Raw genomic sequence first — 21,604 nt, forward strand, 5'->3', positions numbered from 1 at the left:
GGGCTCTTGGTTGTCTCGATTATATCACAATGTAATTACTTTCGTACTTCCTCAAATATTCCACCATTTCTAACAAACAATAGTGCCTTAGGATAGTTACCTTTTTCGTCCTTAATAAATTCAATTTGTGCATTACCGTCTAGTACAAATAGGTTGTTGGATATATGCGCTAGTTCAGAAATGTTACCAAGGATATTACAAAACAATTTGTCTCCCTCGCGATAGATTTCCAATGGACCGTATGTCCCTATGAATTTATCAAATTGATCCAAGGGTAGGCTGCCAAGGTCCTGGTTCACATATAGTCCATTGATCAAAAACTTCATGCTTTGCTTCTCCTTTTCAGTTTGTGCATTTGCCTGGCGCTCTCTAAATATAAGCTCCTGTGCTTTTATAAGAGCGTTTGCTGCTTCAACTTTAACATCAGGTATTACACCGGTTCCTTCCCAATCAGTTTTTGAAAAGGGATTAATTGAATAGGCAAAAGGTATTTCAACCACGAATCCTTGTCCGACTGAAAACGGTTTAGTAGGGTGGGCACCTCCGCCGGTAATCTCACCCACGACAGTCGCGCGTTTTGCCTGCTGCATGTTGTAGCTAAAAGCCTCCCCGCCAGAAAAAGTTTTTTTGCTAGTTAAGATATACATGGGCATAGAAAGGGTCAAGCCTTCTGTTTTTGCCGGGTCAGCATAGTAATATGTAGTGTCTTTTTTTGATGTATTTATTATAACATTGGTAAGCGTTTTTTCTTTGAAAAAGTAGCTTTCCATCTGGCTTCCCATATCGGGCTCACCTCCTGTGTTTTCTCTTAAATCGATAATAATGGCACTAGAATTAGCTAAAAAACCTAAAGCTGAAGCTATGATTGGTTTTGCCTCTTTAATAAATTCCACAAACACATTAAAGGGTAAATAGCCTATATTACCGGGCAAAAGTTACACCTTCTTAAACGTAAAGTTATTATCCGTAACAATTTTTTTGAATTGCTTGGCTTCTTCGTCAGAGGGTAATGTCTGTCCTTGATTATGACCCCACCAACCAGGATTATAATCTACACTCATATGGGGGTCTTGGTGTATTTTATAGATGTCAGCTTGAATTTGTTTTGCTAATTTTTGAGGATCTGTTGAAGACGAAACATAGACCTTCTTTTTTGCCTGGGCTTTTAAGAATGTAGAAATATTTTGAGCCTTATCAGGGAAGACATAATTATCCTGAAGACTCAAATTAATTGAATCAATAAGTTGATTAATCTTAATGGAATTTTTCTCACTATTTTGCGCACCACAGAAATTAGGTATTGATAGTGTTAGTACAAGGCCTAGTAATATTGCGTTTTTTTTCATGTGAATACTATTTTAGAGTTACTCTTGATTAAATAATTTTGTGAACTGTTTTAAAAACAATATAAATTGTTAGGGAATAAGATCTCCTTCTTATTTTATACAAAAATGAAAAAACCCTTTAGCCTCTACAAATTAATTATTTAACTAGCTCAATATACTATATGAAATAGCAAATTGAATTGACCAATGGAATATAGATAGTAGGGAGACTCCTTGCATGAATATTAGCTAATCGCTATTTATTTTCAGGTATATTTTGTTTTTAAAAACTTATTAATCAGAATTTTAATAACGTAAAAGAAGTAACCGTTTTGAATTAGTGCTTCTTATACTTATTGGTAGCTCTCTGCTTCAATTTATTTGGCATAGTGTGTATGCTTTAAGACCAATCAGAAAATAGGAGGGTATTATTACTTCACTAAAAGGATGACCCAGTTGATTAGGGGATGGCATCCTTTGTACCATAAGATGTTCTCCCTTTCTATGCTTGTCCTGGTTCAATATTAGCCAACTTTTCAAAATTATGTATGCAGCTGTTTCAGTATTACACCATTGATTTGTTACAATAAGTTGCTTTTTCAAAATCTCTAATGTTCATCGATAGCGTGGTTACTTTCGGAAACATTATTTTCAAGTTTTTGATAATTTCTTTTGAAAGGTTACTTTTTTGTTCTGTTGTTCTTCCTTCCATTACATTTCCAAAAATGTGAATGAAATCATCCTTAGTGTTTCCAACCTTATAATGTGGAAAAGCATTAATCCTTACTTTGATATCTCCTAAATCAAAAAGTTGAGTCGATTCAGCTGAATCGTGTACATTTTGCATTATTTCTTCAGCAGATTTTAATTTCAATATGTTTTCTGAGCATTCAATTATTAGATGTGGCATTGCATTTAATTTTTATATTACTATTACTGATATTTACCTATATTAAACCAAAGGCCATTACGATTGCGAATAATGACCTATGGTTATAATCACCAGAGTGATTAAGGTTTAATAATATGTCCGGTTACTTTACCCAATACACTTTTCTTGAACATAAACTCCAATTGTCGTATACTAGGTGGTATTTTTGATATATTATTGTAGCACCTCAGCAGAAAAACCTGCTTCATTGACTATTGATATAACCTCTGTTTCATTGAGATTAGTGCTAACAGTTAACGTTTTCTTAAGGGTCATTATGTCAACTTCCCAATTTCCTTCTCCTATTTTTTCATTAAGAACAGGAGTAGCTTTAGCAATGCATCCAGCGCATTTAATGTTTGATTTAAATTGTAATGTGTTCATGATTTATAAGTATTTAATTAATTTTTAAAATGGTTATTTTGTTGCTTTTATATAAAAAAATGTCATTAGCGTTGCCAAACCACTCAGTACTGCGGCGGCTATAAAAGCAGTTTGAAATCCTTGTACAAGTGCTTCATTCGGAGCACTACCGATGGCAGTAACGGCCTCTGTTTTAGCAGCGGCAATAACGACAACAATAGCCAATCCTAATGCCGAACCGATTTGATAACTGGTATTCACTAATCCTGATGCCAATCCCATCTCCTCAGGCTTCGCACCAGACATAGCAGCCATAGTACTTGGAATATAAGCTAAGGACATGCCGATGGCTCCTAATATAGATGCTGGTAAAACATTAGTCATAAAGCTACCATCAGCAGGAGCCATGCTAAATAGAATTAAGGAAGCAGTAAGGAATAGTAATCCTGCAATCAGATTCGCTTTATACCCAAACTTCATTACCAATTTTCCGGTAAAGCCCACCATAACTATCATGATTACAATAGTCATTGGGAGTAAGGCTAATCCACTATTAAATGCTGAAAAATTAAGCACTTGTTGTAAATAAAGATTCAGATAAAACCATAATGGAATCCATGATCCGGCCAATAAAGCGGTGATAATATTCCCTGCTGAAAGATTAGGAACTTTAAATATTGATAATGCAATTAAAGGTTCTTTCTTTTTATTCTGTGACCCTAAGAAGACCAGAAACAACACCAAAGAAACCAATAATAATCCGATGGTTTTCAAAGACATCCATCCTGATGATTCTGCTGAAACTATGGCATAAACCATTAATACTAAGGCAGTAGTTGCCATAATCGCTCCCGAAATATCCACACTTCCTTTTCTAGTATTACCTTTTTGTAATACTTTAGGAGCTTGAAATAGCACTAGCAACCCAATCGGAATGTTTATTAAAAATATCCATTCCCATGACAACCATTCTGTAATAACACCTCCCAAGAATACACCCGCAGAACCACCAGCTGCAGCAGCGGCGCCCCAAAAACCAAATGCTTTACCTAATTCTTGCGGATTGGTAAACATAGTCATCACCATGGTGAGTGCCGCTGGCGCTATAAAAGCAGAACCTAAACCTTGTAATGCTCTAGCGGTGTTTAAAGCCGAATCAGACCAGGCAACGCCGGCAAATAAAGAAGCTAAAGTCAATATAGCAAAACCCCACATAAAAATTTTGCGTGCGCCAAAAATGTCCGATAATTTACCCCCTAAGAGTAAGAATCCACCAAAGAAAATCACGTAGGCGTTAAATATCCATTGCAATCCCGTTTGGCTATATCCTAAATCGGATTTTATGGCTGGTAAGGCTACTCCAATAATAGAAGTATCCATAATTACTGTAAATTGTGCTAGACACAATAAGAATAGGGCTGACCATCTCAATGGATAAGGAATCGGAGCCGTAGTTGATTTATTATTTTTCATAACTTAATTATTATAAAGCAAAATTATCGTGTATGGTTCAGCTGAACTTTGCACTTTTCACTCCTTTTTTTCTATAATTTTTTAAAATTTGTATTTACTGCAACAAGCCTAAGGCCTTTTCGTAAGCAACCGTTAAAACTTTTAATTCATACACCGCCATTAAATAATTGAGCTGAGCCGTATTTAAGGCTAATTCGGCATCATTAACTTCTAGCATCGAACTCAAATTATTTAGATATCTATTGCTATTAATGGTGTAATTAATTTCAGCAGCATCAACTGTTTTCTTCTGAATATCCAATTGAGCTTTGGCATTTTTCCAATTCCCGGAAATAGTATTCAACTCTAAATTGACCTCTTGTTTTAAATCTTCCAGATTCAGTTTTTCTTGCTCGATCTTGATTTTGCTTTGTCTAGCTTGGGCAGTAATGCTACCACCACTGAAAATAGGTACGGAAACCTGAAGTCCTACAAAACTTGTTTTTGGAAATGTGTATTGCCCCACTTTCAAATCATCTGCTTGCGCCTGTATTTGATATTGACCTATTAAAGAAACTTGAGGCAAATAATTTCCTTTAACAGCCGATAAGTTTTGTTCTTCTTTTTCAATGGCTAAAACCTGAAGTTGAACATCGTTTCTATCATCTGTTCCACTTTTTATTTTTTCTTCTAATAGGATAAACTTTTCATTTTCATCTTCTAAAAGTAATGGGTCAGTAAGCGCTATAGTTTCAGTAGCATCCATACCCAGTAATTTTTTAAAGCTACCATTGGCTACCTCAATATTGTTGTGCAAATAGGCTATAGAAGATTTTAAATTCTCCACAGCAATATAACTTCTCAGCGTATCTACTTTCAACACTCTTCCTTCAGCAAACAAAGATTTAGAATCAGATAGAGCCTTTTGATTTCGAGCCAGACTTTTTTCCTGCAACTGTACTTGACTTTTCATTAGTTGGATGCCGTAGTACGATTTCGTCATCTGATATACCAACTGACTTTGCAGTTCTTGAGTGGTCTCACTTTGCATTTTCTCTTCCAATTTGGCCATATTTTTTTGACGGCTTATACTCTTAGCAATTAAAGGTTGTTGCAACGTAATCGATGTATTTAAGGCATTCAAACCGCCTACACTAAGATCCTGTACCGGATTTTGAGTACCAGCAAAAGTACCAGGCAAAAAAATCACTTGTCGATCAAAGTAATGAGAAACCGTACTGTTTAAGGCAACTCTAGGAAGTAATTTTCCTTTTAATTCATTGGTTACTTCTTTGTATCTTTCCTCTGCCAGTTTTTGAATGGCGAGCTTTTTATTATTCTTTGCTACCAATTCTTTAGCATCCTTTAGCGAAACACTAGTATTTTGTGCTACCAAAAATTGAGTTGAAAAGAAAGTTAAAAGAAGCAAAACTGTTTTATTAATTAATGTTTTCATAATCCTCATATTTAAAATTCATTAGTACTTTTTAACGGCACGACTGGTATTTCTTCAACAGTTAATTTTACTTTACTTGATGACAATGAAGAATATACGGCAGGAATAATAAATAAGGTTAATATCCCGGCAAAGATTAAACCACCTACAATTACAATTCCTAATGATTGTCTGCTATTCACTGTTAAAGCAATAGGTAATGCTCCAAAAATCATCGCTAAGGAGGTCATCAAAATGGGTCTAAAACGTTGTACGGCAGCTTGCGTTGCAGCCTCAAATTTTGACATGCCTTTCGCTTTTAAATCATTGGCAAATTCTACGATCAAGATTCCGTTTTTAGTGATCAACCCAACTAAAGTGATAATTCCAATTTGGCTGAACACATTCAAACTTTGGTCAAACCAATACAAACTGATTAGTGCTCCCGTTACCGCCATTGGAACGGTTAACATGATAATAAGAGGATCGCGAAGACTTTCAAACTGGGCAGCTAGGATTAAATAGATAAGTAGTAAAGCTAAAATTAAAGTGAATAAAATATTGCCTTGACTTTCTTCAAAATCACGTGCTTGGCCGGATAACGAAGTTTTAAAGTTTTCGCCTAAAACACTTTTTTTGATGCTTTCCATTTCACGAATTCCTTCCTCAAGACTCACGCCAGGCGCCAATCCTGCTGAAACAGTCGCGGAAGTATATTGATCGTAACGATAAATCGCTGCCGGACTGATACCTTCATCAAACGTAACCAGATTGTCAAGTGAAATCATGTCTCCTTTAGCCGATCTTACATTTATTGATTTTAAGTCACTTAGGTCATTTCGCTGTTCTTTTTCAACTTGACCAATGACTTCATACTGTCGGTCGTCTTTTAAGAAATAGCCATAACGTTGTCCGGAAAGTGACAATTGTAACGCCCTAGAAACTTCCTGAATAGAAACTCCCATCAAAGCCGCTTTTTGACGGTCTATATTGATTTTTATTTCGGGTTTATTCATTTTTAAATCACTATCAACAAACATTAGTTTTTTACTTTGACGGGCAGCATTTAAAAACTTTGGCAATATTTTATTAAGTGAATCTAAATTCTGAGCTTGTAAGACATATTGCACAGGCATACCGCCACCATATCGAGTACCAATTGTTGGCGGCATGTAAGGAAACAAAAGGAATTTTCTAAAATTACCAGATGCTGCACCATATTTGTTATAAATGTCTTGTACAGACGATTTTCTTTCCTTTGGATCTTTTAGATAAATTGTTTGTACGGCTACATTTACTGGTGCCGGTGCCGGTATAAAGGAAATAGCGACCATCGAATACGTTTGATAGAGTCCGTCAGTAGAATCATTGACAAATTTACCTACCTCCAACATGTTTTTCTTCATATAATCATAAGAAACACCTTCTGGAGCCACAGCGATCAGATTTAAATTGGAACGATCCTCAACAGGCGCTAATTCTGAAGGAAGCGATTTCCCTAAAAAGTAAATTAATCCGCCTGCAACTACTAAGAATACCCATGCTAACCATCTTCGCTTCATAAATGCGGTTAACAAGTTTTCATAGCCCTTATTTAGGTTGACAAAAAACGGTTCCGTTTTACGATACAACCAATTGTGTTTGTCTTGTTTTTTCAATAAATAGGCACTTAACATCGGTGACAAGGTCAAGGCCACAAAGGCAGAAACTAATACAGAACCCGATACCACTATGGCAAACTCTTTAAAAAGCTGTCCGCTAATACCGCCCATAAAAATGATAGGCATAAAAACCGCTGCTAATGTAATAGTAGTGGAAATAACCGCAAAATAAATTTCTTTCGAACCAGCAAATGCAGCTTGTACAGGTGTCATACCTTCCTCCACTTTCTTGTATATATTCTCAAGCACGACAATTGCATCATCCACCACCAAACCAATGGCTAATACTAATCCGAGAAGTGTCAAAACATTTATAGAAAATCCTGCTAAATACATAATAAAAAACGCCGACAAAATAGATACAGGAATAGCCAATACGGGAATAATGGTTGAACGCCAATCTCTCAAAAACAAAAAGATAATCAGTACCACCAAACCAAAAGCAATGAACAAGGTTTCTTCTACTTCTTTTATCGACTCTCTAACAGGTTTAGTAAAGTCAAAACCAACAATTAATTTATAGTCTTTGGGTACTTCACTTCGCAATTGATCCAATCTTTTATAAAATTCATCTACAACCTCAATAGCATTGGCACCTCTTTGAATTTGAATAGCTACTCCAACACCTACACGATTAGCATTATTAGTTGCGTTTATGATGGCATTGCGCTCGTTCATTTCTCCCAATTCAGCAAAACCTACATCTTTTAGTCTGATAATAACATTATCGGTTTGTTTAATGATCATTGTATTGAAATCCTCTACGGAAGTCAATCGACCGATGGAGCGCACACTCAATTCATTACTATTGCCTTCAATTCTTCCAGATGGCAAGTCAATATTCTCCCTTAGCAATGCCAGACGAATATCTTCTGGAGTCAATTTTACAGCTGCCAATTTAATAGGATCAAATCGTAATCGCATCGCATATTTGTGGTCACCTACAATCGCTACTCGATTGATTCCAGGAATGGATTGAATTCTGTCTTTAATTACGGTAGAAGCCAAGTGACTTACTTCTTTGATATCCTTAGTATCGCTTTCTACTTCCAGAAAAGCAACTAAATTATCAGGTGATGAAGCTTTCTCCACTATAGGCGGGTCAACATCGGCTGGTATTTGATTTTTAGATTTAGATACTTTATCACGAACGTCATTCAAAGCGTCATCTAAATTGATGTCACGGTTAAATTCTACCGTAATAATACTTACTTGCTCTCTCGATTCTGACGAAATAGTTCTAAGTCCGTTAGACTCTGCAATAGACTCTTCCATCGGCTTTGTAATTTTCGAAGCAATTACATCAGGACTTGCACCCGGATAAAAAGTAACTACTGATATCACTGGCGGTTCTGTTAGCGGAAATTCTCTAACACCAAGATTTTTCCATCCTACTAACCCCATAATAACTATAAGGACAGAAAAAACACCAGCCAATACTGGCTTTTTTATACTTAATGATGGTAAATTCATAATTTCTATATTTTAAATATTATTTTGAAGGAATAGCAGTAACGGGCATTCCATCTCCCAAACGAAGAATATTAGACACCACAATGGTATCACCACTGTTAATTCCAGAAACAATTACAGCTTCAGATTCAGTGCGATTGGCAATAACTACTGGAGTAGATTTTGCCACACCATCAATAACGATATAAACATTATAGCCCTTCCCTCCCGGAATCAAAGCTTCAGATGGAATTTTTAGTCCTTTCGCGCCTTCTTTACCAGCGGAGAAATGTATTTTAGCAGACATCCCTCCTTTAAATTCCCCATTTGGATTCCTCGCAATTGCCTGTATCTGCAGATTGCGGTTAGCTTCATCTAAACCTGACTCTGTCGCTTTTATAGTCGCCGTATTCTGTTGGTCAGATAGCTGCGTTGTAAAACGTATCGTATTGCCTTTATTTACTTGTAAAAGATATTTTTCAGGTAATGAAAAATTAATCTTAACAGCAGATTGATCTTGCAAATTCACCAAATCAAGGCCCGGCATTACATAGGATCCAACATACACCTTAGAAATCCCTATTCGACCTGAAAAAGGCGCTCTGATTTCGGTTTTACTCAATTGAAATTGCAGAAACTCTTCTTGAGCCTGTAAGGACTGCATTTTCATAGCCACATCATCATAATCTTGTTTTCTGACAGATTCCATTTTTAATAGTCTACCCAATCTTTGTTCATTGAGTTTAGCTAATTTAAGTTCGGCGTGTACTTCTTTTAATTTTGCTTTTAGGTCAGCGTCATTTAACTTATAAAGCAACTGTCCTTTGGCTACATTGGTACCATCGGTAAAAGCAATTTGGGTAATTTTTTGCGCAGTCTCACTTACAACCGCAACCTCTTGATTGGGAACAATTGTTCCAACAACCACTTCCTCCTGATTTAAATCAGTTTCTTGAGCTATAATAACATCTACCGGAAGTTTACTTACTTCTGCGGCTTTGTTATTGTTTTCTTTTTTCGATTTTGCAACTCCATCTTGGCAAGAATTCAATGTTAGAATTAGCACACTTAATAAGAGAAATCCTTTTACTATTTTTAAGTTTGGTATCATACTATTAGATTTTAAGTTAATATTATTCGACAAATATATAATGTTGTTCAAGCTATGACTTTGCACTATTTATGGGAAGATTTCTAAAATTTTTGAACTATCAATGCAAAAAAAATGTCCAGTGTTGAACTGGACATCTCTTGAAATAATCGAAATTTAAAAATTAAATCAGAGCTTTACACCTTTCAGTCTTAAGCTATTTCCTACTACAGATACTGAGCTTAGCGCCATAGCCGCTCCAGCAATCATCGGATCCAGCAGAAACCCATTGTACGGATACAATAATCCTGCAGCAAGCGGAATTCCAATTAAGTTATATATGAAAGCCCAAAAGAGATTCTGTTTGATAGTGGTGATGGTTTTACGCGAAAGTTCTAAAGCCTTCGGAATCATATTTAAATCAGAGGTAATAAGTGTCATTTTAGCCACATCCATTGCAATATCCGACCCTTTACCCATTGCAATACTTACATCCGCTTGCGCCAATGCATGGCTATCATTTATACCATCTCCTACCATTGCAACAATATGCCCTTTGGATTGTAATTCCTTTATAAAAGCAGCCTTTTCAGATGGCATTACTTCCGCTCTGTAATGCTGCAATCCTACTTCATTAGCTACAGCTGCTGCAGTTTGATGGTTGTCACCAGTAAGCATATAAACTGCAATCCCTTTATTTTGTAATTTAACAATAGCTTCTTTTGAAGTCAATTTTATCTTATCTGAAATGGCAATACATGCAAGTACCTCCTTTTCATTGGCAAAATAAACTACAGTTTTAGCATCTTTTTGCCATTCTTCTGCCCTAGAAAAAATCATCTCGTCAAAATTTATTTGATGCTCTTCAATAAGTTTTTTATTACCAACATAATAAGTTATATCATCATAGTTTGCGCTTACACCTCTTCCTGTAATACTAGTAAAATTAGTTAAGGCAACGGGTGAAACTATTTCTTGTTTCAAATGTATGGTTACGGCCTCTGCTAAAGGATGTTCTGATAACGATTCCATAGCATAAAGTACTTGTCTGGAGTGAAAAAAATCATTTTTATTATTCTTCCATTCAATATCGCTTACTACAGGCTTACCTTCTGTGATAGTACCAGTTTTATCAAGAATTATAGCATCAACTTTGTGTGCTAACTCTAAACTCTCAGCATCTTTTATAAGTATATTATTTTCTGCTCCTTTTCCAATACCAACCATAATCGCGGTAGGAGTAGCTAAACCCAATGCACAAGGACAAGCAATTACCAAAACTGAAACAGAAGTCAACAAGGCATGCGTTAAATTATTTTCGTTCCCCAACAGCATCCAAGAAATAAAAGTAAGAATTGCAATCAATAAAACAACGGGAACAAAAATTCCAGCAATTTTATCAACCAATTTCTGAACAGGTGGTTTACTACCTTGCGCTTCTTGAACCATCTTTATAATTTGGGCTAAGACTGTATCGCCTCCTACTTTTTCAGCTTTAAACTCAAAACTACCTTTTTGGTTAATCGTACCAGCAAAAACTTTTTCTCCCAAAGATTTTTCAACAGGAATGGGCTCTCCGCTTATCATGCTTTCGTCCACAAATGAAACTCCTCTCATAACAGATCCATCAACAGGAATTTTTTCGCCTGGTTTAACAATGATAATATTGGCAATTTGGACTTCTGCAACAGGAATTTCTTTTTCTATATTACCAACTTTAATTCTTACCGTTTTAGGTTGCAATCCGATAAGCTTTTTTAAAGCAGAAGAAGTATTCGATTTTGCTTTTTCTTCCAACAATTTTCCTATAGAAATAAAAGCGATAATTACAGCTGCTGCTTCAAAATACACGTGAGCATGTAATCCTCTTTCGTGCCAAAATTCTGCAAAAAAAGTATTAAAAACACTAAAAAAGTAAGCTATACCTGTGCTTAAAGCCACTAATGTATCCATATTGGCTTTGCCGTGTTTGGCTTGTTTATAGGCATTGCTGAAAAAGTTTTTCCCTAAATAAAATACCACCGGAGTAGCCAAAGCCATCATGATATAATTTCCATAAGGCATATCCATAAAAAACATCCCTATAATAGCAATTGGAATAGACAATAAGATCGCTAAAATGGTTCTTTTTTTTAGTGCTTCGTAATGCCTCTGTTGCTGGTCTTGTTGTTCCTGAAAAGGATCTTCCGCATTTACAATTAAATCATAACCTACTGAACGGGTTCTGCTTTGTATCTCTTCGATAGTTACGGTATCAGAATATTCTATCCAAGCTGATTGGTTGGCATAATTTACGCCGGCATCTTTGACACCTTCGGTGTCTTTGAGGATACTTTCCACACTGATAGCACAAGCAGCACAAGTCATTCCTGTAACTGGAAAAGTTTGCTTGATGAAAATATTCATTTTATCTTTTATGGGTGATGTTCTGTTTATTGTTTCCATGATTTAAAATTCTGTTGTTATTATCCTGATTGAATTAATTGATGATTGAAACTCTTACTGAAAAAAGTAGGTGCTTTTTCGGAGATTCTTAAAGTGGTAAGTATCGTAACCTGTGTAAGATTTTAATTGTCTTGACAAATGTGAGACACTGCTGTATCCAAATTCATCAGATATTTCAGTGAGCGATTTTTCAGTATTGATTAATTGCTCTTTAACTATATGAATGCGCTGTGTGATAATATATTTTTCTAATGTAATACCTTCACTATCTGAAAAAAAAGTACTTAAATAGTTGTAATCTTTATGCAATTCGGCACTCAAATATTCTGAAAACTTAATAATATCTTTGGTTTGCCTTTGTAAATCGATTCCGCTTATAACCAGACTTTTAATTTGTTCAATAAAGATCCTTTTTTTATCGGTTAACAATTCAAAACCAAATTTTTGAATCGCTAATTGAATTCGATTGCTATCTATATGCATGGGCAGTTGTCCCTTGAAGAATACTTCACCCAATTTAATTGAAGTAATTTCTAAACCGATGAGCGAAAGTTCATCGAACAATATCGATATACATCTCGTACATACCATTCCTTTAATTTGAAGTCTATTATCTACTTGCATGTCCTTTATTTTTTATAGGACAAAGTTAGAAGAAAGCCATCTTCGGCCTGTTGCAAAATTCCTGATAAGTTGTTTAAAATTTTACAATTGATCTAAAGACTTTCTTTTGTTTTCTTTGACCAACTTAAAATGAGAAGGGGTAAGACCAGTAATTTTCTTAAATTGGGTAGAAAGATGCTGAACATTATAATAGCCTAATTTATAAGCAATTTCACTTAGCGAAAGTTCATTGTAGACTAGCAATTCTTTTACCCTTTCTATTCTCTGAAGAATGATGAACTGCTCAATAGTAATGCCTACTGATGATGAAAAAATGGAACTAATATAGTTGTAATCAATAGGGATTTGTTGCGCAATAATATCAGAATAATTTCTTTTGATATCAACTTCCTCCGTACTGTGAATAATAGTGACTATGATGTTTTTGACTTTTTCAATAATCATGGCTTTTCGATCATCAAGAACTTCAAAACCATGAGTACACAAACCTTCTTTTAAAATTGTTATCTGTTCTTCAGACAAAGCTTCTTTGAAAGTAATTTCACCCAATTGTATAGTGTCAGCTGTTAAATTATTTTTTTCTAATTCCTGCTTGACAACCATAATACATCTTTCACAAACCATATTTTTAATCGATAATTTCATTGCAAGCTATTTAAATTTATATAGGTTAAAGCATTTAACAAATTTACAAAAAACACCCCTGTGTTTAACTATTGTAAACAGGCTAAAAACGTAGCTTATTTTTGTCAAACTATTAGATTAATAATTCAATCCCAGTCCGAATCCAAAACCCATATCGCTGTCATAATGCGTTGTAATTCCCATATTTCGAGTCAAAATATAACGCAAACCAGCCATGTATTCTTTATCGGTATTCCACATGAGGTTCATACGAAGTCTTTTGGAAAGTGGAATATCCATACGTTCGAATTGTATTCTGAAATTCCCGTCATCATATACCTCAGCCAGCGCTTTGACAAGCATCGGCATTGTATACTCGACACCTACACTAAAAACACCACGTTTATCTTTGGTACTGGTTTGACCAAAAAGATTTTCTTCCATTTCACCTTCTTCCATTTTACGATAGCGCCAATCGAAGCCTACAAAAGGCATCAACCATTGCATTTTACCGAGATACCTACCAATGTGGGTTTCTGTTTCATATCCATGCATATCCGTATAGCCTAATCTCCATTCTGTACCCAAACTCCAACGTGTATTTTGAATCATAAATCCACCATCATTGCCATTCGTGGCAAAATCATTCTCTGCCATAATATGAAAGGCTCTATCATCAGCAAACAGTTTTCGCTGCGCCAATTTTGGATTCGGAATCAAAGGATTCGCTGCTTGATTTTCATAAGTGAAAACACGACCCATACCGCTCATCATGTGATAAAGAATATGACAGTGGAAGAACCAATCGCCCTCTACGTTGGCATGGAATTCCAAGGTATCGGTTTCCATTGGCATGATATCAATAATATTTTTTAAAGGAGCGTATTCCTCTTGACCATCAATCACCCTAAAATCATGACCGTGTAAGTGCATCGGATGGCGCATCATTGAACCGTTGTAAATGGTAATCCTAACATTCTCTCCTTTTTTGATTAATATTTTATCAGTTTCAGAAACTACTTTATTGTCTAAACTCCAAACATAACGGTTCATATTCCCCGACAATTCAAAACGCAATTCTTTTATCGGTCCCTCAGGAAGTTTGGTTTTATGTGGAGCCTTGAGCATGGCATAATTAAGTGTTGCAATATCCGAAAGTGCATTACCATTGTATTGATTCGGATTGGCTTCGGTACTTTTTGTTTCTTCTTTTTTACTGTCGTCACCGGTTATTTCAGGATACATCACTACATTCATGTCCATTTGATTGAGTGACATTTGCATGTCCATATCATCCAAATCGCCATTCATTTTCATCATGCCATTCATCATTTTCATACCTTCAAAATACTTCAACTTAGGTAATGGGGTTGCTGGGTGTTTGGTTCCGTTACCTAAAAAAATTGAAGTTGACTTAGTTCTGTCTTCCGAAGTGGCCAAAAATTCATAGGTTTTGTAGTCTTCGGGAATGGTTATGATAACATCATAAGTTTCGGAAACGGCTATAATCAATCTGTCCACTTCTACCGGCTCCACATCATTACCATCACTGGCTACTACGGTAATTTTTCCACCGGAATAAGTTAGCCAAAAATAAGTGGATGCACCACCATTAGAAATACGCAAACGCACTCGATCTCCGGCTTTGAATTGTGAAAATTCGTTTTGAGTTTTACCGTTTATCAGAAATTTGTCATAATACACATCGCTAACATCCATGGCATTCATACGTTTCCATTCGTTGGTAACTTTTGTTAAAAAATGTCCACTTCGAATGGCTTCGGCATAACTTTGAGTTGTTCCTTTTTTAATAGCAAACCAATCAGTTGCGTTGTGTAGCATTCGATGAACATTTTCCGGTTTCATATCGGTCCATTCACTTAAAATAATGGGAATGGTTGGTAAATCATCGATTCCTTTTCTAAAGCTACTATCTTCTATGCGTTTATTCATTATGAACGAGCCATACATTCCTATTTGCTCTTGCAGTTCAGTATGACTGTGGTACCAATGTGTTCCATGTTGTATGATAGGGAATTTATACAAATGAGTAGAATGAGCAGGAATCGGCATTTGCGTCAAATTGGGAACACCATCTTCTTTATTAGGTAAAAATAAGCCATGCCAATGCATTGAAGTTTCTTCGTCCAATTCGTTATGCACATAAATTTCCGCAGTATCTCCTTCAGTAAACGTTAGTGTTGGCATTGGAATTTGTCCATTGACCGCAATAGCTCTTTTGGGTTTACCGGTAAAATTTACAATAGTATCTCTAACATATAAGTCATAGCGAACAGTTCTTGGCGGATCGCTTTTGACAACGATAACTGTCTCCTTTGGAAGTGTTCCCTGAACAGTTTTTGGCTTTGAAATACTGTCTTCAATTACCTGTAGCTTCTGTTTAACTAAATCTGTTTGTTTTACTGTTGGGGTTTTAGCTGGTTTTACAGCAGATTTTGTCTTGGCTTTTTTTGTTTTTTCTTTGATTAATGTCATTCCGCATTTGGGACAATTTCCCGGTTCATTCGCATGAATTTCGGGATGCATAACACAGGTATAAGTTATGAGTTTTGATTGCTGCAATACATTGGCTTCAGCAAGTGAAAATATAGAAAAGGCAAATATTAGTGAGAGTAGTTCTTTCATTTTTAATTAAAGTTTTAAATTTCGTAATCGTAAGGCATTTACAATTACCGACACGGAACTAAATGACATTGCCAATGCAGCAATCATAGGAGATAATAAGATACCAAAAGCTGGGTATAAAACTCCAGCTGCGATCGGTACACCAAGCACGTTATAGAAAAAGGCAAAAAATAGATTTTGCTTGATGTTTCTCATTACAGCATGGCTTAAATTTTTAGCTTTTACAATGCCTTGTAAATCGCCTTTTACTAAAGTGATTTTGGCACTTTCTATGGCTACATCTGTTCCTGTTCCCATTGCTATTCCAATATCGGCTTGTGCCAAGGCCGGAGCATCATTTATGCCATCACCAGCCATTGCTACAATTTTTCCTTCTGCCTGTAATCTTTTAATTTCTTTGAGTTTGTCTTGGGGTAAACATCCTGCTTTATAAGCCGTTAAGCCCAATTCATCAGCCACTGCTTTCGCGGTATTGACATTGTCACCAGTTAGCATAATTACTTCGACACCTTGATTCATAAGTTCTTTTATGGCTGCTGCACTTGAAGTTTTTATAGCATCGGTAATCGAGACAAAACCTACTGCAACCCCATCAACTGAAATGTATGAAACTGTTTTTCCCAATTTTTGTTCGGTTATAATTTTGTTTTCTAAATCATCAGAAACTGTTGCTTTGACTTGCTCCATTAGTTTTTTATTTCCCAATGCAACTTTTTTATTGGTCACTGTTCCTGTAACTCCTTTTCCTGTAATGGCTTCAAAATTTTTTACTTCTATTAGAGCAATGGATTTCGTTTTAGCATAATTCACAACAGCTTGTGCCAATGGATGCTCGCTATACTGGTTTAAGGAAGCAATGCTTTGTAATAAGTCATCATCGTAGTTATTGGATGAATAAATTTTTTCGATTGAAGGTTTTCCTTCGGTGATTGTTCCTGTTTTATCAGTTATCAAAACATTCACCTTATTCATGTTTTCTAAAGCTTCAGCATTTTTAATTAAAACTCCCGATTGAGCACCTTTACCAACACCTACCATTACTGACATAGGAGTTGCTAACCCCAAAGCGCAAGGACAGGCAATAATTAAGACTGCGATTGCGTTTATAAAACCATAGACCAAGGCGGGTTCCGGACCAAACTGTGCCCAAATGAAAAAGGTAATTACAGATATGATTACAACGATTGGCACAAAATATTCAGCGATGCTATCAGCTAATTTTTGAATTGGTGCTCTTGAACGACTGGCATCATTTACCATTTGCACAATTTGGGAAAGCAAGGTTTCAGAACCTACTTTTTCCGCTACCATCACAAATGATTTATTGCCGTTGATTGTTCCTGCTATTACAATATCATCTTTCTTTTTGTCGACAGGTATCGGTTCTCCAGTAATCATCGCTTCGTCTATACTACTTTCTCCATCCGTTATTTTTCCATCCACAGGAATTTTGTCTCCAGGTTTTACTCGTAGCAAATCACCTTTTTTGATATCGTGAATAGAGATTACTTTGTCAACTCCTTCAATAACCAATGTAGCTTCAGTAGGCGCCAATTTTAATAATTCTTTTATTGCTCCACTGGTTTGACTGTGCGCTCTCGCTTCGAGTAATTGTCCTAACAAAACTAAAGTTAGAATTACTGTTGTAGCTTCGAAGTATAATAGTACTGTACCGTGTTCTGTCTTAAATTCATTTGGGAAAATATCGGGAAAAAACATTCCTACTAAACTAAACAGAAATGCTACACCTGTTCCAATTCCGATAAGGGTAAACATATTTAAGTTCCATGTGATTATTGATTTCCATGCCCGGACAAAGAATATCCAACAGGCATAAAAAACCACTGGAAGTGATAATATTAATTGCACCCAATTCCATTTTGAGGTATCCATTATTCTTAATAAAGGATTGTTATGCGACATTTCTATCATGGCAATAGCGAAAATGGGAATTGTAAATACGACCGCTATTTTCATTTTTTTAACTAAATCCTTATATGTCTTTTGGCCTTCAGTATCACTTGGATTCATAGGTACTAAGTCCATTCCGCAAATAGGACATGAACCTGGAGTTTCACTAATTACTTCGGGATGCATGGGACAAGTATATAAAGTTTTGCTTTCTGCTAGTTCCGGCGCTTTTACTAAATCCATTCCACATACAGGACAGTCTCCTGCTTTGTCATAGACTTTTTCGCCTTCACAATGCATTGGACAATAGTATTTGCCGTTTGCATTAATGATAACAGTCATTTCTTTTTTATCGCTATGGGAAGGCGAAGTGCTACAAGATTTTGCAGCAGCCTCATTAGTTACTGACTCTTGCGGCATTTTACCATTAGTCATTTCTATGGTGTATTTTCCAACGGCGGTTAATGCCTCCTGTAGTTGTGCTGTTGGAAGGTGTTTTTTCATTGTTATAGTGGCTATGGGTGGGTTTAATGACACTTTCGCTTCAATACCCTCAATAGCATTCAATGCTTTTTCGACATTGGTGCGACACCCATCGCTAGTCATACCGGTAATGCTGTAAGAATGTATCATCTGTTATTTCATTTAATACAAATTTCTACCATAACCGTTTTTTTTTCTTTGCACAATTTTGGCTTTAATTTGCAAAATTTATAAATCCTCTATTTGCTTGAGGGTTTTAAGTTTTTGAAATGGTTGAAAAGCCACTTCCCTTTTAGAACTGATTGTTATCGTTTTTATTGAACAAGATAAATTAACCCTGCTTATCAACATAGCAAGGTTAATTTAAGTTTCTAGCCCAAAAAATAGGTTATTATTTACTTTCTTCCTTTTTCTCAGGAACAGGTTCTGTTAATTTCATACCGCATTTAGAGCATTTGTCATCCATTTTTCCTTGTACTTCGGGATGCATTGGACATGCATACATTTGTTCGTGATTTTCCATTGTTTTATTTTTATCGTTCATCATTGTATTATCATTATCTACCATTGTACTATCGCCCATCATGTGGGAATGTTCGGTTGTAGTTTCTTTGTTTTTTTGGTTACATGAAACCAATACAGATGCCATTATTATGGTTGAAAATAATTTATTTTTCATTCTGTTTAGATTTTAAAAGTTAAAATTTTTATTCTAATTCGCTGTAATAAAGGTAATTACATTTACTTTAATACCTTGCATTATTCACATTTAATTTATTCTATGACCTCTTTTATTTTACCACAATTAAGCATTTGGGCTCCATAATAGGGATTCTTAATATCTTTCGTCTCACTTAGCCAAATGGAACCACCTTCATACATGGGACAGTAATCTTGATACAATTTTTGGGAAGTGCCAAAAACATTTACCAACTCATTGATATTATCGCTTAACAGATGAAAAGCTTTTCTTTGTTTGTCAAGTTTACTGTTGTTAGTGCTTATAGTTTTGGTTTGCTTTTTTGCTTCTTCAGAAATTTTAGCAAATACTTGTTTTTGAGTAGCTGTTAACTGAGTAAAGTGTTCAAAATTAGTTCTAATGCTTTAGCTGTTTGAGCTGCTGTTTTAGTGTCGCTTTTTACTAAGGCATTTTTGATTTTTAAATAACTGTTAACAATCTCTTCGGTTGAAAATGAGATTTGAGTTACTAGATTTGAGTTAATTACTTATTCGTAGCTATCTTCGCATTCATCTTTGGTAAAAGATAATAATCCTAATACCAAAGAGACCAGGGAAATAATCATTGTTTCCATTCTTCTAAATTTTAATTGTTACTGCTTTTTCTTAGTCTAGATAGATTCAGACTTTCACAGTACAAAATTCAGTAGAAGTCAGCTGATGGGTTTTGTACAATTCCTGAAATGATGTATAAAATTTTCAAATGATTATTTAGTAGCTTTTAATAATTTCTTTATAGTCTCCATTTTTTCTTTACGTCTTTAAAGTCAGGAGCATTTTGAAATAAGATTAAGTAACTCAGTGAAAAAATAAATTAAGAATACAATTATTGAATTTCAATAAATAGAATACTTTTTGTACTATTCAAATCACTCAAAAAAGATGACTCGCAGGAACGTAATTGAAACACTAAATATGCGTACTCTTATTCGAATATGCTAACGGTTATATGTTTACAAATGGTTAAAAAATATTCAAAAGACTGGCTTGTATATAGTATTTGGAAATCCAACTTATGGCACCAATTTTTTATCGGTTACGTAATGCAATTTTTATTTATCATTAATTTTAAGAAAGATTTTGATTAAAAACACATTTGAATTAACGTAGGAACACGAGTTGCACCAGAAACAAGTGCAGGCTTTTAGCTTGCTAGAAAAAAAGATCAATTGAACATTAATATAGGACTTATATACAACAATTTCAGGGGAATAAACCTCCACTCCCTTTGGAATTCCGACATAATCGAATACAAAAAAGATCTCCCTCCCGGATTATCTAAGCACAATCAAGTATTTGAAAAATGAAATCAAGGCGCTGCTATTCCTGATTGAAAAAATGTGCAAATTGCTGCAAGTAAGCAGCGGAAGTTCTACCGATGAAAAAAACAAGTAATCACAGTAAGACAAAAACTAAAAATTATCATAAAAGAGCATATAACATTGATTTATTTTGCAGACAAGCAACGATATGGACGTCCTAGAATAACATTGGAATTACAGTATTTAGGTTACAAAGTTTCACGAATTAAAGTTGCAAAATATATGAAAGAACTTGGCTTAGAAAGCATATAAAGCAAGAAGTTCAAAGTGACAACAATTACCCAAGCCGGTACCAGGGCGTTGCTCTATTCCACGATATGACCGATTTACCCATTCTTCAATTAGAAACTGGAATATGACCTGCAGCCAAGTCTTTGTAAAGGCACGGTTGGCGCTAGTAGCTGCAGTAACCTCATTTTTCCTGCCATCAATATTAATGTAAAGGCCATCCATTAGCAGGGACATGTTTCCGCTTGCTTCCAAATAATTGATTTGCTTTTCTTTTAGCTCCTGCTTAACCTTAGGAAATATACGATCAGCAACAATCATAAATGTTGCTTCACTGCGTACCTTATCCTCCATACTGGTAAGATGCATACCACGTAGTTCTTTTTTAACTTCTACATTTAATACAACCTGGATGATATTTCATGTGAAGCGTTAGCTTTCCATCAATGAAATCATCAGTTGGTACTTCTCCATTCAGCTCGTATTTCATCATTGAGAAGATTGTGTATTGCATTCTGTATAATGTACTGCTCATTCATCTTGTTCACTTTATACTTACGTTCACGAAAACGTGAACACTTGATATTGGTGAACAACTATATAATTATTTAGCAGCACCAACAACAGCAGCACCAACTATTTGTGCTGTAACTACATCTAATATTATCAATCAATAACTCCCTCGGCAGCATTTTTAAAAAAAATCTTGAACATCGATTTATAGATTTTGTCATATTGATGAAATTTTCTGATCATTAGAACCATTTACCAATCTCTTCGTTGCTTCCCCTTCATTTTTGTATTCAAAAACCAGTATGCTTTTGTCTTATTTCAGGAGCAAAGGTAACTCAGTGTTCTTAACGCAATAGCAAGG

At 35.3% G+C, this 21,604-nt stretch carries 18 protein-coding genes and 1 pseudogene; 2 read left to right on the forward strand and 17 right to left on the reverse strand.

The window, feature by feature from the left end; all coding sequences use genetic code 11:
• Positions 1-35 precede the first annotated feature (35 nt).
• The 15 genes and pseudogenes from E0H99_RS08340 to E0H99_RS08410 all read right to left on the reverse strand — a co-directional run bounded on the left by E0H99_RS08340 (position 36) and on the right by E0H99_RS08410 (position 19,665).
• Positions 36-932 carry a S41 family peptidase gene (locus tag E0H99_RS08340; protein ID WP_131993727.1) on the reverse strand — a complete coding sequence of 299 codons (897 nt, stop codon included), beginning with the start codon at positions 930-932 and terminating at the stop codon, positions 36-38.
• Positions 933-935: 3 nt separating this feature from the next.
• A complete protein-coding gene (locus E0H99_RS08345) occupies positions 936-1,346 on the reverse strand; it encodes a hypothetical protein (RefSeq protein WP_131993730.1) in 411 nt (136 codons plus the stop codon).
• Positions 1,347-1,890: 544 nt separating this feature from the next.
• On the reverse strand, positions 1,891-2,235 hold the full coding sequence (locus E0H99_RS08350) for a 5-carboxymethyl-2-hydroxymuconate Delta-isomerase (RefSeq protein ID WP_131993733.1): 345 nt from the start codon (positions 2,233-2,235) through the stop codon (positions 1,891-1,893).
• A gap of 195 nt (positions 2,236-2,430) precedes the next feature.
• Entirely contained in the window at positions 2,431-2,640 is a 210-nt protein-coding gene (locus E0H99_RS08355) for a heavy-metal-associated domain-containing protein (protein ID WP_131993736.1), read from the reverse strand.
• Positions 2,641-2,673: 33 nt separating this feature from the next.
• Positions 2,674-4,092 carry an MFS transporter gene (locus tag E0H99_RS08360; RefSeq protein ID WP_131993739.1) on the reverse strand — a complete coding sequence of 473 codons (1,419 nt, stop codon included), beginning with the start codon at positions 4,090-4,092 and terminating at the stop codon, positions 2,674-2,676.
• Positions 4,093-4,186: 94 nt separating this feature from the next.
• Positions 4,187-5,527 carry a TolC family protein gene (locus E0H99_RS08365; protein WP_165930279.1) on the reverse strand — a complete coding sequence of 447 codons (1,341 nt, stop codon included), beginning with the start codon at positions 5,525-5,527 and terminating at the stop codon, positions 4,187-4,189.
• A gap of 11 nt (positions 5,528-5,538) precedes the next feature.
• Positions 5,539-8,640, reverse strand: a complete 3,102-nt coding sequence (locus E0H99_RS08370) for an efflux RND transporter permease subunit (RefSeq protein WP_131993745.1) — start codon at positions 8,638-8,640, stop codon at positions 5,539-5,541.
• 19 nt (positions 8,641-8,659) lie between these two features.
• On the reverse strand, positions 8,660-9,730 hold the full coding sequence (locus E0H99_RS08375; RefSeq protein ID WP_131993748.1) for an efflux RND transporter periplasmic adaptor subunit: 1,071 nt from the start codon (positions 9,728-9,730) through the stop codon (positions 8,660-8,662).
• A 168-nt stretch (positions 9,731-9,898) separates the two neighbouring features.
• Entirely contained in the window at positions 9,899-12,154 is a 2,256-nt protein-coding gene (locus E0H99_RS08380) for a heavy metal translocating P-type ATPase (RefSeq protein ID WP_131993751.1), read from the reverse strand.
• Between the two features lie 54 nt (positions 12,155-12,208).
• Positions 12,209-12,778, reverse strand: coding sequence for a helix-turn-helix domain-containing protein (locus tag E0H99_RS08385; RefSeq protein WP_131993754.1), 570 nt, complete (start codon positions 12,776-12,778; stop codon positions 12,209-12,211).
• An 81-nt stretch (positions 12,779-12,859) separates the two neighbouring features.
• The gene (locus E0H99_RS08390; protein WP_131993757.1) at positions 12,860-13,423 is read right to left on the reverse strand and encodes an AraC family transcriptional regulator; all 564 of its coding nucleotides are present in this window, start codon (positions 13,421-13,423) and stop codon (positions 12,860-12,862) included.
• 117 nt (positions 13,424-13,540) lie between these two features.
• A complete protein-coding gene (locus tag E0H99_RS08395) occupies positions 13,541-16,048 on the reverse strand; it encodes a multicopper oxidase domain-containing protein (RefSeq protein ID WP_240723465.1) in 2,508 nt (835 codons plus the stop codon).
• Between the two features lie 6 nt (positions 16,049-16,054).
• Positions 16,055-18,592 carry a heavy metal translocating P-type ATPase gene (locus E0H99_RS08400; RefSeq protein ID WP_131993760.1) on the reverse strand — a complete coding sequence of 846 codons (2,538 nt, stop codon included), beginning with the start codon at positions 18,590-18,592 and terminating at the stop codon, positions 16,055-16,057.
• A gap of 241 nt (positions 18,593-18,833) precedes the next feature.
• The gene (locus E0H99_RS17300) at positions 18,834-19,121 is read right to left on the reverse strand and encodes a heavy metal-binding domain-containing protein (RefSeq protein WP_205728677.1); all 288 of its coding nucleotides are present in this window, start codon (positions 19,119-19,121) and stop codon (positions 18,834-18,836) included.
• A 95-nt stretch (positions 19,122-19,216) separates the two neighbouring features.
• A pseudogene (locus E0H99_RS08410) lies at positions 19,217-19,665 on the reverse strand (DUF3347 domain-containing protein).
• Positions 19,666-20,115: 450 nt separating this feature from the next.
• Between E0H99_RS08410 and E0H99_RS17635 the strand changes: the two are divergent.
• Together E0H99_RS17635 and E0H99_RS17640 are read left to right on the forward strand one after the other, a co-directional pair.
• Positions 20,116-20,268, forward strand: coding sequence for a DUF6943 family protein (locus tag E0H99_RS17635; protein ID WP_410503708.1), 153 nt, complete (start codon positions 20,116-20,118; stop codon positions 20,266-20,268).
• Between the two features lie 354 nt (positions 20,269-20,622).
• Positions 20,623-20,754, forward strand: coding sequence for an IS3 family transposase (locus E0H99_RS17640; protein WP_165930280.1), 132 nt, complete (start codon positions 20,623-20,625; stop codon positions 20,752-20,754).
• Here the strand turns inward: E0H99_RS17640 and E0H99_RS08425 are convergent.
• A complete protein-coding gene (locus E0H99_RS08425) occupies positions 20,740-21,084 on the reverse strand; it encodes a hypothetical protein (protein WP_165930281.1) in 345 nt (114 codons plus the stop codon). The genes E0H99_RS17640 and E0H99_RS08425 overlap by 15 nt on opposite strands.
• Positions 21,085-21,115: 31 nt before the next feature.
• A complete protein-coding gene (locus tag E0H99_RS17220) occupies positions 21,116-21,265 on the reverse strand; it encodes a hypothetical protein (protein ID WP_165355352.1) in 150 nt (49 codons plus the stop codon).
• Positions 21,266-21,604 lie beyond the last annotated feature (339 nt).

Source organism: Flavobacterium sp. GT3P67 (genome assembly GCF_004349155.1).
GTDB lineage: Bacteria > Bacteroidota > Bacteroidia > Flavobacteriales > Flavobacteriaceae > Flavobacterium > Flavobacterium ranwuense.

Coding starts and splice junctions, on each gene's coding strand:
- E0H99_RS08425 (WP_165930281.1), bottom strand. CDS start 21,084: ATGGAGGATAAGGTACGCAGTGAAGCAACATTTATGATTGTTGCTGAT.
- E0H99_RS08345 (WP_131993730.1), bottom strand. CDS start 1,346: ATGAAAAAAAACGCAATATTACTAGGCCTTGTACTAACACTATCAATA.
- E0H99_RS17300 (WP_205728677.1), bottom strand. CDS start 19,121: ATGAAAAATAAATTATTTTCAACCATAATAATGGCATCTGTATTGGTT.
- E0H99_RS08395 (WP_240723465.1), bottom strand. CDS start 16,048: ATGAAAGAACTACTCTCACTAATATTTGCCTTTTCTATATTTTCACTT.
- E0H99_RS08355 (WP_131993736.1), bottom strand. CDS start 2,640: ATGAACACATTACAATTTAAATCAAACATTAAATGCGCTGGATGCATT.
- E0H99_RS08365 (WP_165930279.1), bottom strand. CDS start 5,527: ATGAAAACATTAATTAATAAAACAGTTTTGCTTCTTTTAACTTTCTTT.
- E0H99_RS08385 (WP_131993754.1), bottom strand. CDS start 12,778: ATGCAAGTAGATAATAGACTTCAAATTAAAGGAATGGTATGTACGAGA.
- E0H99_RS08350 (WP_131993733.1), bottom strand. CDS start 2,235: ATGCCACATCTAATAATTGAATGCTCAGAAAACATATTGAAATTAAAA.
- E0H99_RS17635 (WP_410503708.1), top strand. CDS start 20,116: ATGCTAACGGTTATATGTTTACAAATGGTTAAAAAATATTCAAAAGAC.
- E0H99_RS08400 (WP_131993760.1), bottom strand. CDS start 18,592: ATGATACATTCTTACAGCATTACCGGTATGACTAGCGATGGGTGTCGC.
- E0H99_RS08370 (WP_131993745.1), bottom strand. CDS start 8,640: ATGAATTTACCATCATTAAGTATAAAAAAGCCAGTATTGGCTGGTGTT.
- E0H99_RS08375 (WP_131993748.1), bottom strand. CDS start 9,730: ATGATACCAAACTTAAAAATAGTAAAAGGATTTCTCTTATTAAGTGTG.
- E0H99_RS08380 (WP_131993751.1), bottom strand. CDS start 12,154: ATGGAAACAATAAACAGAACATCACCCATAAAAGATAAAATGAATATT.
- E0H99_RS17220 (WP_165355352.1), bottom strand. CDS start 21,265: ATGAGCAGTACATTATACAGAATGCAATACACAATCTTCTCAATGATG.
- E0H99_RS08390 (WP_131993757.1), bottom strand. CDS start 13,423: ATGAAATTATCGATTAAAAATATGGTTTGTGAAAGATGTATTATGGTT.
- E0H99_RS08360 (WP_131993739.1), bottom strand. CDS start 4,092: ATGAAAAATAATAAATCAACTACGGCTCCGATTCCTTATCCATTGAGA.